This is a genomic window from Mucilaginibacter dorajii (assembly GCF_024808255.1).
GTDB lineage: Bacteria > Bacteroidota > Bacteroidia > Sphingobacteriales > Sphingobacteriaceae > Mucilaginibacter > Mucilaginibacter dorajii.
Genome location: NZ_JANTYS010000035.1, coordinates 16722 through 29842, shown reverse-complemented (window position 1 = coordinate 29842; position 13121 = coordinate 16722). Strand labels below are relative to the sequence as shown.

11 protein-coding genes are annotated in these 13121 nt (G+C 42.9%); 4 read left to right on the top strand and 7 right to left on the bottom strand.

The window, feature by feature from the left end:
* Window positions 1-53 precede the first annotated feature (53 nt).
* On the top strand, window positions 54-965 hold the full coding sequence (locus FHS10_RS27575) for an oxidoreductase (RefSeq protein ID WP_259097266.1): 912 nt from the start codon (window positions 54-56) through the stop codon (window positions 963-965).
* Between the two features lie 23 nt (window positions 966-988).
* Window positions 989-1906, top strand: coding sequence for a helix-turn-helix domain-containing protein (locus tag FHS10_RS27570; protein WP_259097265.1), 918 nt, complete (start codon window positions 989-991; stop codon window positions 1904-1906).
* A 14-nt stretch (window positions 1907-1920) separates the two neighbouring features.
* Here FHS10_RS27570 and FHS10_RS27565 read toward each other — a convergent pair whose 3' ends face one another.
* Window positions 1921-2532 (bottom strand): class I SAM-dependent methyltransferase, encoded by a 612-nt coding sequence (locus tag FHS10_RS27565; protein WP_259097263.1) that lies wholly within the window; start codon window positions 2530-2532, stop codon window positions 1921-1923.
* 43 nt (window positions 2533-2575) lie between these two features.
* On the opposite strand from FHS10_RS27565, the gene FHS10_RS27560 reads away from it, so the two are divergent.
* Both FHS10_RS27560 and FHS10_RS27555 read left to right on the top strand, forming a co-directional pair.
* Window positions 2576-2938: an MmcQ/YjbR family DNA-binding protein gene (locus FHS10_RS27560; protein ID WP_259097261.1), complete on the top strand. Its 363-nt coding sequence runs from the start codon at window positions 2576-2578 to the stop codon at window positions 2936-2938.
* A gap of 100 nt (window positions 2939-3038) precedes the next feature.
* The gene (locus FHS10_RS27555; protein WP_259097259.1) at window positions 3039-5117 is read left to right on the top strand and encodes a TonB-dependent receptor; all 2079 of its coding nucleotides are present in this window, start codon (window positions 3039-3041) and stop codon (window positions 5115-5117) included.
* 210 nt (window positions 5118-5327) lie between these two features.
* Here the strand turns inward: FHS10_RS27555 and rodA are convergent, their stop codons facing one another.
* From rodA to purH, 6 genes are all read right to left on the bottom strand, one after another.
* Entirely contained in the window at window positions 5328-6605 is a 1278-nt protein-coding gene (gene rodA / locus FHS10_RS27550) for a rod shape-determining protein RodA (RefSeq protein ID WP_259097257.1), read from the bottom strand.
* 1 nt (window position 6606) lies between these two features.
* The gene (mrdA, locus tag FHS10_RS27545) at window positions 6607-8619 is read right to left on the bottom strand and encodes a penicillin-binding protein 2 (protein ID WP_259097255.1); all 2013 of its coding nucleotides are present in this window, start codon (window positions 8617-8619) and stop codon (window positions 6607-6609) included.
* The gene (locus tag FHS10_RS27540; RefSeq protein WP_259097254.1) at window positions 8616-9134 is read right to left on the bottom strand and encodes a rod shape-determining protein MreD; all 519 of its coding nucleotides are present in this window, start codon (window positions 9132-9134) and stop codon (window positions 8616-8618) included. Before FHS10_RS27540 ends, mrdA begins: the two co-directional genes overlap by 4 nt.
* The gene (gene mreC / locus FHS10_RS27535; protein WP_259097252.1) at window positions 9134-9958 is read right to left on the bottom strand and encodes a rod shape-determining protein MreC; all 825 of its coding nucleotides are present in this window, start codon (window positions 9956-9958) and stop codon (window positions 9134-9136) included. The genes FHS10_RS27540 and mreC overlap by 1 nt, the downstream gene beginning before the upstream one ends.
* Before the next feature lie 102 nt (window positions 9959-10060).
* Window positions 10061-11083 carry a rod shape-determining protein gene (locus FHS10_RS27530; RefSeq protein WP_090651245.1) on the bottom strand — a complete coding sequence of 341 codons (1023 nt, stop codon included), beginning with the start codon at window positions 11081-11083 and terminating at the stop codon, window positions 10061-10063.
* Window positions 11084-11358: 275 nt separating this feature from the next.
* Window positions 11359-12888, bottom strand: coding sequence for a bifunctional phosphoribosylaminoimidazolecarboxamide formyltransferase/IMP cyclohydrolase (gene purH, locus FHS10_RS27525; protein ID WP_259097248.1), 1530 nt, complete (start codon window positions 12886-12888; stop codon window positions 11359-11361).
* Window positions 12889-13121 lie beyond the last annotated feature (233 nt).

Genomic DNA, 13121 nt, shown 5'->3' with positions numbered 1-13121 from the left:
GGATACATTTAGTTTTTGGGCGCCAGCTACTTTTGTTCCATAAAATTTCAAGAATGAAAAATTGGACAACCAACGATATACCCTCACAAAAAGGGAAAACTTTTTTAATAACCGGGGCAAATAGCGGCACCGGGTTTGGCACTACCAAAGCATTGGTAGAAAAAGGCGCTAATGTTATTATGGCAGTACGAAATTTAGAAAAAGGAAAAGCAGCCAGAGCTAAAATCCTGAAGGAAGTCCCCAACGCTATAATTGATTTAATGCAGCTCGATCTGGCCGATTTGGCTTCTGTTGATCAGTTCTCGGAAGAATTTGCCGCTAAATATAAAAAGTTGGATGTGTTGATCAACAACGCGGGCATTGCCATGCCAAATGAAAGGACAGAAACCAAACAAGGATTTGAATCGCATTTTGGCACCAACCATTTAGGGCACTTTGCTTTAACCGGTAAACTTTTGCCTATACTTAAAGCCACGCCACATGCCAGGATTGTTGTTGTTGCCAGTTTTGTGCCCAAATACAGTAAAAGCGTTATCAAGTGGGATGATTTACAACACACCCAAAACTTTGATGGTATGACGGCATACGGGCAAAGTAAACTTGCCAATATCCTATTTGCGCTTGAATTAGGTGATCGGCTCAAAAAATCCAATAGCGAAATCATTACTGTGCTGGCCAACCCTGGTTTTACCAAATCGGGTATCCAGGCAGATATGAGCTTAATGATAAAAATACTGACATACTTAATAGCCCAAAGGGTTGATATGGGAATGCTCCCGATCCTTAGGGCCGCTATTGACCCGACCGTAAAAAGCGGTGAGTTTTATGGCCCGTTAAAAATGAGAGAAATGCGGGGGTACCCCGAGCTAACACAAATCCCGCAACAGGGTTTAGTAAAGGCCGACCAGCAAAGGCTATGGGAAATTAGCGAACAGATGACACAGACCTTTTATAATTTCAAATAAATACTTCCGTAAATTTGTTTATCATGAAATCAAAAGAGACGCTCCTGTTTGAAATAAAATCGATAACACAGCTGCATGAGTTAATGGGGATTGGCAAACCTAAACATCCACTCATTGGCTTGCGGCGTTTTGAAGATATACCTCAGCAGGAAACCAAGGAAAGGATAAAATTAATTTCGGATTTTTATCAAACCACCTTAAAAAGGCAATGCCCTTGCAAGCTCCAGTACGGGCAAAGCCAGTATGATTTTAACGAAGGCGTGATGTCTTTTTTTTCGCCAAAACAAGTGAGCATCATTGAACCGGGAACACTATTCCCTCCATCGGGTTGGCTTTTATCTATCCACCCCGACTTTTTGAACCATTACCCATTAGCAAAAAAAATAAAAGACTACGGCTTCTTTGATTATGCCATGAATGAAGCCCTCATCATGAGCGACGACGAAGAAAAAGTAGTGGTGGCAATTTTTGAAAACATCGAGCGGGAATATCAACTACCTATTGATAATTTTAGCCAGGATGTGCTCATCACCAATATTGAACTGTTACTTACACATTGCAACCGATTTTATACCCGGCAATTCATTTCGCGTAAGCCAGCTAATCAAAGCCTGTTGGTTAAAGTAGAGGAAATACTGAAAAACCACTTTGATGAAGACTCCGGCAATAACACCTTACCATCTGCCGCCTACATTGCATCCCAACTTAATATATCGCCCAAATACCTGAGTGATTGTTTAAAACAACTTACCGGGCAAAGCATTCAGCAACACATTCACGATAAACTGATACAAAAAGCCAAAGAACAATTAGGGAACACAGAATTTACCGTTGCCGAAATTGCTTACCAGTTAGGTTTTGAATATCCGCAATCATTTAACAAACTATTCAAGAGCAAAACAAACATTTCGCCATTGGCGTACAGAAAGCTATTGAACTAAAAACGGCCACGCATTTACTTCTTCTGCAAACACCAGGTAGTCATACACCGCAAATTTTGCACATTCGTGGTTTTTATCGGCTCATATAAAATTCCTTTTAATTCATATCCATAACGCAGCAAGGTTTGCTCGTTAACTAAAAAGCGTTCAGAACCATCGGGGAGCAGGTATCGGCTGCTGCCTGATGGCTGCACCAAATCTTCAATACCAATATCAGAGGCCAGCCGGGCAAAAAAGTAACCGCCGGATTTTAGTACCCGCCAAAGGGAACGTACCATACTATCAAAATGCTGCTCATTAGCGGCAAAATGTAATACCGCGCTACAGATTACCAGGTCGAACAAATTATCAGAATAAGACAGATCTTCAACACCCGAAACGGCGAAATTTGATAAGGGATTAGCCGGCGACAGCATAGCGGATAATTGCTTAACAGCATCGACGGCCGCCGGGCTTTGATCAACCCCATAAACTTCAAATCCGTTTTGTAAAAAATAAACCAGGTTACGGCCACCGCCACAACCGCCATCAAGCACGGTTTTACATTGATTGTATCGCCCCTTTAATAACTGATCGAACAGGTAAATATCAATATTGCCAAAGGCTTGCTGAAGGTTATTTTGCATACACGAAAATTAAGAATAATATGAAAATTACCTAACTTTAAACATGGCGACAGATATGCACCTGTTTATGCAATTTTTACGCGGCATTGTGTTGCCCTTGCCCGGTGTTAATGAGAAAATGCATTTTGAAGACCAGGCCTTTTATGTAAACGATAAAATTTTCGCGAACGTAAAATTTAAAGATGAGGTGCTTGCCATCCATACCCTTGAACGCGAAAAATGGATAGAAAAAGATCCGCATACCTTTTTTATAACCCCGCACTATCTTAAATATAAATATATGGCCGTGCGGCTGGAAACCGTATCGCCCGATGATGTGAAAACTTTACTCATCACAGCTTACCTTGCCCGGGCTACTAAAAAACTGATTAAAGAATACGAGGAAATGCTGGAAAACTTTGACTAACACACGCATCTATCAAAGCAAAATACTCCTATTTAAATTTACACGCTGCAAGCAAACCTTATAAGTTAAAACACCTACTTTTGCCCCTCTAAGCCATAATATGCAAAGATTATCCCTCGCTTTGTTTTTTGTTTTCGCCATTGCCCTAAATGTTGGTGCGCAAAGCAAAAAATCAACCCCAAAAGATACCACCCGTTTAAAAACAATAACCGTACGTGGTTATTTATCAGAGCAGCCTGTGCTAAGCGTTCCCGCTTCGGTAAGTGTGCTTGGGGCAGCGCAATTGAAAATACAACCCGATTACTCTTTTGTTACCGCCTTAAATACTGTACCGGGCATCCGTGCCGAGGAGCGGTCACCGGGCAGTTACCGTTTATCTATCAGGGGGAGTTTGTTGCGGTCGCCATTTGGGGTTAGGGATGTAAAGATCTATTTTGACGAGATCCCGCTTACCGATGCCGGTGGCAATACTTATTTAAACGCCATAGATATTGGCAGCATTGGCGGCATCGAAATTTTAAAAGGACCGGATGGCAGCTTGTTTGGTGCCAACTCCGGCGGCGTGATGTTATTAAGCCCTATCAACCGCTTTGCCGATAGCAGCTATCTATCGGCAGGAATTACAGCCGGCAGTTACGGCCTGTTCCATGAAAAGGTAACGCTTCAACAGCGCAACGGCAGCAACCTGCTTAACATTAACCAAAGCTTTCAAACTTACCATGGCTACCGCCAAAACAGCGATACCCATCGTAACTATATCCAGTTAGCCGATAAATGGAATTACAGCGGTCAAAACAATTTAAAGTTTTTGGGCATATACTCCAACCTGGCTTACCAAACCCCGGGCGGGTTGAACCTGGCCCAGTTTACGACAAATCCTACCGAAGCAAGGCAACCTACACCTACCCTGCCTGGTGCTATCCAGCAACATATTGGTATCACCACCAAAATGTACCTGGGCGGCCTTGTTAATGAATATCATTTTAATGATCGCATCCGCAACGTATTATCTGTTTTTGGTAACCATGTTGATTTTGCCAATCCGTTTATAACCAATTACGAGCAGCGCAGCGAAAATACCTTTGGCTTCCGTACCTATTTTGAACTGGCCGGCTTAAAACAGCAAAACCTGGATTGGAAAGTGAACCTTGGCGTAGAGTGGCAGCAAACTAACTCGCAGATTAGTAATTACGGCAATAACAAAGGCCAGAAAGATACCACCCAAACCAGCGACAATATCCACACCAACCAGCATTTTATATTTGGGCGTTACTCGGCCGACATTTATAAGCGCTTGCATGTTGAAGCCGCGGTAAGCTTAAACTGGTATGGCTACGATTTTAAAAACATTTACCCGCTTAACCAAAGCAATTTTACCAACCGCGATTTTACACCCCAACTGATGCCAAGGCTGGCATTAAGCTACCAGTTTACCAATAACTTTATCGGGCGCGCATCGGTAAGCAGGGGATACTCCACGCCTACAACTGCCGAGGTTAGGCCCACTGATAATATCGTTAATACCAGTCTGCAGGCCCAAATTGGTTGGAACTATGAAACCGGCATCCGACTGCGCAACCAGGACGAAACCTTACTGTTAGATGCTTCCGTATTTTACTACCGCATTAACAACGCCATTGTGCGCCGCCTAAATGCCGACGAAACCGAACATTATATCAACGCGGGCGGCACCAATCAGCCGGGTTTTGAGCTGTCATTTACCAATTGGTTCATCCGCCGTAACAGCACGCATTTTGTGCGTGGGTTGCAGTTCAACGAATCATATACCTATGGTGGCTTTACCTTCAGGGATTATGCCGATGCCACCAACAACTACTCGGGCCACCGATTAACAGGTGTACCAAGGCATACTATAGTGAGCAGCTTGCAGGTTATAGTACCAGAAAATGTATCGCTATTTGTGCAGCATAATTATACCTCAAAAATCCCGCTGAACGATTTGAGCACCGTTTACGCCGGGCATTACAACCTGCTGCAGGCCCGCCTGAGCTGGCAACCGCCCATCGGCCACAAAACCCATTTAGAAATTTTTGCCGCCGCGGATAACCTCCTCAATCAAAAATACAGCCTGGGTAACGATTTGAATGCTGTTGGCAACCGGTATTACAACGCATCGCCGTTGCGGAATTACTCGGCAGGGATGAATATTAGGTTATGATTTCACCGATTAAAGGGTGATTTCACCGATTTTTGCCTGAACCGGGATTTTTGGGATTAAAGGATTGATAGGATTTTTGTCTGAACCTGAATTTTCAGAATTAATGAATTAACAGAATTCCTCAATCGTCCATATAAATGAATTCCAATCATTTTCAAATCTTCAATTTTACAAATTCTCAAATAAATATTCGAGCCGCACATCCGCAGCTTAAATTATTCCCATCCTGTTCGAGTCCAGTTTGATGAGCACGAATATCAAAATGGTAAAACTTATTAATGATGAGCCGCCGTAGCTGATGAGGGGCAGCGGGATGCCAATTACCGGCATTACTCCAATAGCCATGGCGATGTTAATGATCACGTGAAAAAATATGATGGACGCCACGCCGTAACCGTAAATGCGCGTAAATGGCGCGCGCTGCCGTTCGGCAATAAAAATAATGCGGAGTAGCAGGAACAGGTATAAGCCCAATACAACAACCGAGCCGGCAAAGCCCCACTCTTCGCCAACGGTACAAAAAATAAAGTCGGTACTCTGCTCGGGCACAAACGCGTATTTGGTTTGGGTACCTTTTAAATAGCCTTTACCCCAAAGCCTGCCCGAGCCTATGGCAATTTTTGATTGATTTTGATTATATCCTACGCCTCGTGTATCTGATGTAATACCCAATACCACATCAATACGTGCACGCTGGTGTTGTTTTAAACCATGGTTATAAATGGGTTTGGCAACCAATACAAAGCCAATACAAACTATACCCGCGACCAGCGCTTTAAAAATGGTTTGCCGGTTGCGTTTGTTCAGGTAAGCTATCAACGTTGTAATAGCTATGATAATGCCTGCTATATAATACTCGTTATACAATTGCGAGGTGATAAACAAAATGATTGTGGTAGCTATGGTCACCAAAAAATAGGGTGAAAGGCCCTCGCGGTATAACACAAATATCAAGGAAAAAAACACCAGGGTTGAACCGTCATCGGGTTGCAGTTTGATGAGTAGCATGGGCACCAAAATGATGGCCGCCACAATGGCAAAGGATTTAAGCTCGGTTACTTTTACGTTAACAGAACTTAAGTATCGGGCAAGTAACAAACAGGTAGAAAATTTGGCAAACTCCGATGGCTGCAGCCTGAAACCGCCGCCCATATTTATCCAGGCCTGGTTACCCCCAACGTTTTTACCTATCACTAATACCACTAACAGTAACAGCGTTGTGATAGCATAAAAAGCCGGCGCTAAAGCAGCAAGAAACCTGCTTTCGAGCAAAAGAATGATCATGCCAACCACAATGCCCACCATAATGTAAATAAACTGTTTGCCGTATACCGTAGATATATCAATGATGCTGGGGTGTTTTTCGTCGTAAACCGCGGCATGAATGTTAAACCAGCCTATAGTACATAGCGCGAGGTACAGGAACACCATTACCCAATCAACATTAAAAAAGAAACTGCGCTGGTTGTGGTTGTTATAATTGCTCATGTTATTTACCAGCCCCCCTTCCTGCTAATAAACTGCCCCATCCGCCTGGTTTATTGTTGGCAGCGGTTTTTAAGCGAGCCGCTTTTTTGATGGAGTCGGCCTTGAATTTCCTGATGGAATCGAGTTTTACAGCACGGATACTATCGCGCATACGTTCTTTTTTCAGATCCATGGCGTAAAGAGCCAGATCGGGCATCCTATTGGCATTGGCAAAATAATCAACCGTAAAGCCCGATTCGCGCGGTGTTACCTTGCCTTTCAAATATTTTTCAACAATAAAGCTGGCAATTGGCGCGGCCCAATGCGCACCCTCTCCAGAGTTTTCTACAATTACCGCAATAGCGATTTTAGGATTTTCGCGCGGTGCAAAAGCTACAAATACCGAATTGGATTCACCACGGGGATTTTGCGCGGTACCCGTTTTACCACACATGATAATACCCGGGATTTTTGATCTGCGTGCAGTACCATCCTCAACCACCGCCTGCATCCCATTAATAACCGGCTCAAAGTATTGCGAATCGATACCTACATAGTTTCTTTTGGTATACTCTGCTTTAATTACGTTTTCGGTGCCTATGGCTTTAATTAAATGCGGCTTGTAAAAATAACCATGATTGGCAATGGTGCACTCCAGGTTAGCCATTTGTAATGGCGTAGCTAATAGCTCTCCCTGGCCTATGGCCAAAGAAATGATGGTGCTTGCGCGCCATCCGCCTTTTTTATAAACATTATCATAATGTAAGGGTGTTGGTACGTTGCCACGGCTTTCGGCCGGCATATCCAGATCAAGGCGGGTACCTAAACCAAACTTCATTACGTTGGCCCGCCATTTGGTAAATGCAGCTTCGGTATATTTTGCCCCCGAGCGCTCCAGGATGCGCTGAAACACCATCGAAAAATAACCGTTACATGATTCGGCCACGGCACGCCCCATATTCACTGTTCCGTGAGCTTCACCGTTATTACAAGGCACCAAACGGTTGCCCGCTCTGTAATGGCCGGTGCAATAGTAGGTTTCTGATGGTGAAATGATACCTTCCTGCAAAGCTATCAAAGCACTCAAAGGCTTAAACGACGAACCCGGCGGATATTGCGCTTGTATAGGCCTGATGAAAAATGGCTTATAAGGATCATTGTACATCTTTGCCGCATTGTTGCCACGTTCGCGGCCAACCATCAGGTTTGGATCATAAGTAGGGCTGCTTACGTAAGCCAGGATCTCGCCTGTAGATGGTTCAATGGCTACAATACTGCCCAGCTTGTTATGCATCAGCTGCTCGCCCAGTTTCTGTAATTCTATATCTAATGATGATGTAAGGCGCTCGCCTGTGCGGGCAACGGTATCAAAAGCACCATTGGCAAATGAACCTTTTTGCACTCCGCGCGAATCAACCATCATGCTTTTAACACCACGCTGGCCGCGCAATACATTTTCGTAGGCTTTTTCAACCCCGGTTATTCCAATATAATCGCCCAGCCGGTAATAACCTTTTGAGCGTTCAATATCCCTGTCCTGGGCTTCACCAATATAACCCAGGAATTGAGCGGCTACCGAATCGGGGTAAGTACGTACTGTACGGGGCAAAATATAAAAGCCCGGGAAATCACCCATCTTTTCCTGTAAGGGAGCAAAAAGTGAAACTGGTACTTGTTTTTCAAAAGCTGATTCTTTAGTTGGCGAGTATTTCATCGCCTTGATCCAGCGCTTATCAAAACCGGCTTTATCAATACCTATCATTCTACAAAATTCCAGGGTATCAAAAGGTTTAACATCTTTTGGGGTAACCATGATATCGTAAATAGGCTCGTTTTGAACCAATACCTTGCCATTCCTGTCTAAAATGGGACCACGTGCAGGATATTGGATAAAACTGCGGATAACATTCTTGGTAGCGTAAATGGCGTAACGGTCATCAACTATCTGGATGTAGTAAAGCCTGCCGAGCAATGTTAAGATCAGCGCTATAAAAATACCGGTTACAACGTACCTACGCTCAAAAAATTTATTCATTTACGTTCTTTCCTTTTGAAAAACAGCAGACCAGAGATCAGCATTAAAAATACGGTAAATACAGAACTTAAAATAACACGGCTTAGTGTGTATTGTATTTCGGAAAGCCTGAATACTTCGAGGTTTAACAGGAAAAAATGATGAGCTAAGGTAAGTACGGTTGCGTAGGTAAAAAACCACCTGAAACCCATAATGCTTAACGTAGGTTCGGGTTCGTTATCAAAGCCCTCTTTTTGTACTGTAATATTGATGAACAGGATGCGTACTAACGCCAACACTACGCAGGCAGCAGCATGCAGGCCGGGGGTATCGTAAAATGCATCTACCGTAAGGCCCAATATAAATGATAATATAAAAAGCAAGGCATTCGGGGTTTCAAATGGCAGCAGCAGTATAAACAGGATATAAAAGTAAGGGGTAGACAGGTTATAAAAAGTAACATTTTTAAGCAGGAAAACCTGCATAAAAACCAATAGCAAAAAGCGGATAGCGTTGATGATGATAGTACGGCCCATTATTTAACTTCTACGGCCTCCAAACCCGCTTGTTCAGGTGCATATTTATTAACAACTACATAAACGTATTGCAGCTTTGCAAAATCGACTGACAGATCTATTTCTACATTTAACAGTAAGCCGCCTTCTTTGGCGTGCAGGTTGGTTATTTTACCAAAAGGAATCCCGGTAGGGAAAAGCGAGTAACCCGATGTAACTACTGTTTCGCCCATAGTAGGCTTGGCATCGTTTTGCAGGCTAAGCAAACCTTTGCGCGGGTTAAGATCCGTTCCCCATATAAATGAGCCAACAGACCTGTCTTTTGCCAGCATGGCGCTAAACTGGCTTTTTGAGTGTAACAATGATTTTATAACCGAGTAATGATCTGAAACAGCAGTTATCATTCCAACAACGCCATCCCCGCAAATTACCCCCATATCTTTACCAATACCATCCCTGCTGCCCCGGTTTATAGTAATATAGTTATTGGATTGATTGGTTGAGTTATTAATAACACGCGCTACAACGTAGGTATATTGCTGCTTGTAAACGGTATCGGCTACTTTATGCTTTTCGGCAGTATCCACATAAAATGACGATTTAAGCATTCCCCGTAGTTTGGCGTTTTCACGGGCCAGACTATCATTTACATCTTTTAAGCGTAGGTAACTCTTAAACTCGCTAACCTGGGCATACATAGTACCCGTAACCTGGTTTTGCGAATTAAGAAAAGTAGCTTTTTGAAAAGAGTTGTATTTGATATAGATAAGCAAGGCGCTCACCTCAAAAATCAGAAATAAAAAAAACGCGTTATACTTAGTGATAAAAGCCAAGAGGTTACGCATTGTTCTTCAGATTGGGGATAGAATCAAGAGTCAAGAATCAAGAGCCAAGACCGAAAATAAACGAAGCTATCTTGATTCTTGACTCTTAATTCTTGATTCTCTTTATTGCATTAAAAATTTAAAATTACCTATGTTTTTAAGGGCGGTTCCGGTTCCGCGTACTACAGCACGTAGCGGGTCTTCGGCTACATGAACGGGTAGCTTGGTTTTGGCGGCTACACGTTTGTCCAGTCCGCGCAATAAGGCACCGCCACCGGTTAAATAAATACCTGTCTGGTAAATATCTGCCGAAAGCTCTGGCGGGGTAATTTCCAATGCTTTTAATATCGCCTCCTCTATTTTAGAAATAGATTTATCTAAACAATGCGCAATTTCGGTATAAGATACCATAATCTGCTTTGGCACACCTGTCATCAGGTCACGACCCTGTACTGCAAAATCGGCCGGTGGATCTGCAAGCTCCGGCAATGCCGCACCAACTTCAATTTTAATTTTCTCGGCAGTACGGTCACCAATCATGATGTTGTGCTGGCGACGGATGTATTGAACTATATCCGAGTCGAAGTTATCACCCGCTACGCGGATAGACTGATCACAAACGATACCTGATAACGCGATAACCGCAATTTCGGTAGTACCGCCACCAATATCGATGATCATGTTGCCCATAGGCTCTTCCACATCAATCCCAATACCTACCGCGGCGGCCATTGGCTCATGAATTAAGTAAACCTCTTTGGCGCCCGCAATCTCGGCCGAGTCGCGCACCGCGCGTTTTTCAACCTCGGTAATGCCCGATGGGATACAGATAACCATACGTAAAGATGGGAAAAACCATCCCTTACCCTGATTAATCATTTTAATCATCCCACGAATCATGTGTTCGGCGGCGTTAAAGTCGGCAATTACACCATCTTTAAGCGGCCGAACGGTACGAATGTTATCGTGCGTTTTGCCTTCCATTTGCATGGCCTGGCGCCCAATGGCGATAACTTTGTTGGTAGTCCTGTCGAACGCCACGATGGACGGTTCGTCAACAACAACTTTATCATTATGTATAATGAGGGTATTGGCAGTACCCAAATCGATAGCAATTTCCTGTGTAAAAAAGTTAAATAAACCCATCTAATGTTTCCTTCAATTAATCTGCAAAGTTAAGTAATATAAGGTCACGAATTCCACGAATCCTTGTTTTGTCTGCACAATTTTCACGAATTAATGCAGGTTGGTTATAATAACTCCAAAATTCCCCTATTCGTATCCCCGCCCCTGTTTTTGTTACTTTTTAAACCTGCAATCCGTGTAAATATCCCTTTGTGAAATTACGTTATAATTAGTGTAATTCTTGCCTGATTAATTCATGAAATTCGAAATAATTAGTGCAATTCGTGTTTATAAAATTAGTGCTTAAAATGACGCACGCCGGTAGTTACCATCGAGATGTTTTTCTCATCGCACATGGCTACAGATAGCTTGTCATTTATTGATCCGCCTGGTTGTAAAACGGCTGTAACACCTGCTTCGGCAGCCAGCTCCACACAATCGGGAAATGGAAAAAACGCGTCAGATGCCATAACCGCTCCGTTCAAATCAAAACCAAAGCTGTTCGCTTTGATCACGGCTTGTTTCAGGGAGTCAACCCTTGAAGTTTGACCAACACCGCTTGACATCAGCTGGCCGTTTTTAGCAAATATGATGGTGTTTGATTTGGTATGTTTTACAACCTTGTTGGCAAAAAACAAATCTTTTAATTCCTGCTCTGTTGGTTTACGATTGGTAACCGGGGTCATTTGTGCCGGCCCTTCAATTACGGCATCTTTATCCTGCTCAATAACACCGTTCAGCAAGGTTTTAAATTGAGTCACAGGCAATGCAACAGGCTGACGGACCAGAATGATGCGGTTCTTTTTAGCTTTTAAAATCTCAACTGCCTCATCGGTATAAGCCGGGGCAATTAATACTTCGTAAAATATTTTGTCAATCTCGGTAGCTGTAGCTGCGTCAATCTCGGCATTAGCAATGATCACACCACCAAAGGCAGAAACGGGATCGCAAGCCAGGGAGTCAATCCAGGCCTGCAGGATAGTATCACGTGAAGCAATACCACATGCATTGGTATGTTTTAATATGGCGATGGTTGGCTCTGATATAAACTCATCAATTAAAGCAACGGCAGCGTCAACGTCAACCAGGTTGTTGTATGAAAGCTCCTTGCCGTTCAATTTATTGAACATAGCATCTAAGTCACCATAAAAAGTACCTTTCTGATGCGGGTTTTCGCCGTAACGTAAAGTCTGGCTGGTTTGGATGCTTTGTTTAAATACCGGCAGTGGTTCTTCCTGGTTAAAATATTGGAAGATGTGTGTATCGTAGTTTGAGGTAATGTTGAATGCTTTTTGCGCGAAAGACTTGCGTTGATCAATTGTGGTAACGCCGTCCTGTGTTTTCAGGATGTCTTCCAGGATGCCATAGTCGTTTTTTGAAGCAACGATCACCACATCTTTAAAATTTTTGGCACCGGCACGGATCAAAGAAATGCCTCCGATATCGATCTTTTCGATAATGTCTTCGGCACTCGCGCCCGATTTTACAGTTTCTTCAAATGGATATAGATCAACGATAACCAAATCAAGTTCCGGAATTTCGTATTCGGCAATTTGTTTTTGGTCGCCTTCAAAATCCCTGCGGGTTAAAATACCACCAAACACCTTAGGATGCAGCGTTTTAACACGACCGCCCAGGATTGATGGGTATGAAGTAAGATCTTCAACAGGAATCACATCAACACCCAAATTGCGGATAAAAGTTTCGGTTCCGCCGGTTGAATAGATATTAACCCCAAGGCGTTTTAACTCCAAAATTATAGGCTCTAAGTTGTCTTTATAATAAACAGAAATTAAAGCATTTTTTATTTGAACAGACTGGCTCATTTACAGCGATTTTTTGAGCCGCAAAGGTAGTGAAATAGTATCAAGTAGTTAGTATCAAGTATCAAGACAAATTAAAAAAAATCACAGGCCGTAATTACTTGTCTGAGAGGCATCACTACAAAGTGCTATAGGGTGCTAAATAGTGGTTTCAAATACTAATTTTACAGTTCCTATTCAATATATAAAAGTTAAAAACTCTGTCTTGATACTTGATACTAACTACTTGATACTAA

Excerpts from the sequence above, each read along its gene's own strand:
- FHS10_RS27575 (WP_259097266.1), top strand. The coding sequence starts at position 54 with ATGAAAAATTGGACAACCAACGATATACCCTCACAAAAAGGGAAAACT.
- FHS10_RS27570 (WP_259097265.1), top strand. The coding sequence starts at position 989 with ATGAAATCAAAAGAGACGCTCCTGTTTGAAATAAAATCGATAACACAG.
- FHS10_RS27565 (WP_259097263.1), bottom strand. The coding sequence starts at position 2,532 with ATGCAAAATAACCTTCAGCAAGCCTTTGGCAATATTGATATTTACCTG.
- FHS10_RS27560 (WP_259097261.1), top strand. The coding sequence starts at position 2,576 with ATGGCGACAGATATGCACCTGTTTATGCAATTTTTACGCGGCATTGTG.
- FHS10_RS27555 (WP_259097259.1), top strand. The coding sequence starts at position 3,039 with ATGCAAAGATTATCCCTCGCTTTGTTTTTTGTTTTCGCCATTGCCCTA.
- rodA (WP_259097257.1), bottom strand. The coding sequence starts at position 6,605 with ATGAGCAATTATAACAACCACAACCAGCGCAGTTTCTTTTTTAATGTT.
- mrdA (WP_259097255.1), bottom strand. The coding sequence starts at position 8,619 with ATGAATAAATTTTTTGAGCGTAGGTACGTTGTAACCGGTATTTTTATA.
- FHS10_RS27540 (WP_259097254.1), bottom strand. The coding sequence starts at position 9,134 with ATGGGCCGTACTATCATCATCAACGCTATCCGCTTTTTGCTATTGGTT.
- mreC (WP_259097252.1), bottom strand. The coding sequence starts at position 9,958 with ATGCGTAACCTCTTGGCTTTTATCACTAAGTATAACGCGTTTTTTTTA.
- FHS10_RS27530 (WP_090651245.1), bottom strand. The coding sequence starts at position 11,083 with ATGGGTTTATTTAACTTTTTTACACAGGAAATTGCTATCGATTTGGGT.
- purH (WP_259097248.1), bottom strand. The coding sequence starts at position 12,888 with ATGAGCCAGTCTGTTCAAATAAAAAATGCTTTAATTTCTGTTTATTAT.